This window comes from Ferruginibacter sp. SUN106 (assembly GCF_050611765.1).
In the GTDB taxonomy this organism is placed as follows: domain Bacteria; phylum Bacteroidota; class Bacteroidia; order Chitinophagales; family Chitinophagaceae; genus Ferruginibacter.
Genome location: NZ_JBODJC010000009.1, coordinates 1 through 1,285, shown reverse-complemented (window position 1 = coordinate 1,285; position 1,285 = coordinate 1). Strand labels below are relative to the sequence as shown.

The window sequence follows — 1,285 nt, the reverse complement described above, 5'->3', positions numbered from 1 at the left end:
AACATGAACTGTGTAAAAAAACAAATAAATTTTAGTTTTTTTTACGGTTTTGCTGAACAATAATTTGGTTGATACAAGCTGTTGTTTTTTACCACTGCAAATACTTGTTTTAATAGTTTGTTACACACCGCTATTAAGGCTTGTTTTCCTGTCTTGCCGTTAGCTCTTAATCGTTCATAAAGCGTTTTGCAGGCTACATTAGTTTTCATTGCATTCATGCTGCACATATACAGCACATCACGCAGATTTTTACCGCCACGTTTGTATATCCTGGGCTTGCCTTGTATACTGCTGCCACTGCTGTACTGTGTGGGTGCTAGCCCGGCAAAGCTGATCAGCTGACGGTGGTTTTCAGTGTGCTTAAAGCCTTGTGTAAAAACTATCAGCATGGCTGCAGCTCTTTTGCCAATGCCTTTGATGCTGCTTACATTTTTTAATTGTTCCGGTTGCCATTGCTGCAGCAATAATTGTAGTTTTTGTTCCAGTAGCTTAATCTCTTTTTCCATACTTACAATTATTTTTTCGATAGATTTTATAGTGTCCTTACTGGGTACAGGAAGTAAGCGCAGGCTGTGTAACTGGTTATTAAAACGTTTGATCTGCTCTGTATATTCACGGATGGTATTATACAGCTGTTTGCTCTCAAAATAAGTGCTGTCGGGCATTTGCCAGTATGGCGGATGTTGCTCTATCGCATAGCGGCATATCCATTGAGCGTCTTTTTTATCGCTCTTGTTGCGCTCCAGGTGCATTTGTATATACCGTTTAATGCTTATGGCATTTACCACACTTAGTTTGCAGCCCTGCTGATGTAAATAAAAAGCAAAACGGATGTAATACACCCCGGTAGCTTCCATTACAAAATGATAATTGACACCGGTATGTTCTAAGATTTTGGCAAACCCTTTTATGTTGTTACCTACCTGAAGATGGAATAGTTCTCCCAGGTTGTTTTGATAACATACATCCAGCGTAGTGTGAGAGACATCAATACCACAGCATAAAGTTTTTGTTTCCATAATCATTCCTTTTTTGAAGTGATTGTAATATTTTTATACAACGAAAAAACAAACGGAAGAACAATCTTACACTGTGCTATCTATCCTAATGCAGGCTTTTACTGAAGCTTGTTGAACTGTTCAGCATCGGGTAAGAAAAAGGGCGGGGATAATCATGTTAGAATGGCTTTATGCCAATTGGGTTTTACCATCTTATTCCGCCTTTTGTTCTTTCGAAATTGATTTTTTTATTGCACTATAAATTTATTGAATTGTAAACATAGGAT

At 38.0% G+C, this 1,285-nt stretch carries 1 protein-coding gene; it reads right to left on the bottom strand.

Annotation, left to right across the window (positions count from 1 at the left end; all coding sequences use genetic code 11):
• Nucleotides 1–41: 41 nt before the first annotated feature.
• Entirely contained in the window at nucleotides 42–1,019 is a 978-nt protein-coding gene (locus ACQ334_RS24560) for an IS110 family transposase (RefSeq protein ID WP_430990925.1), read from the bottom strand.
• Nucleotides 1,020–1,285 lie beyond the last annotated feature (266 nt).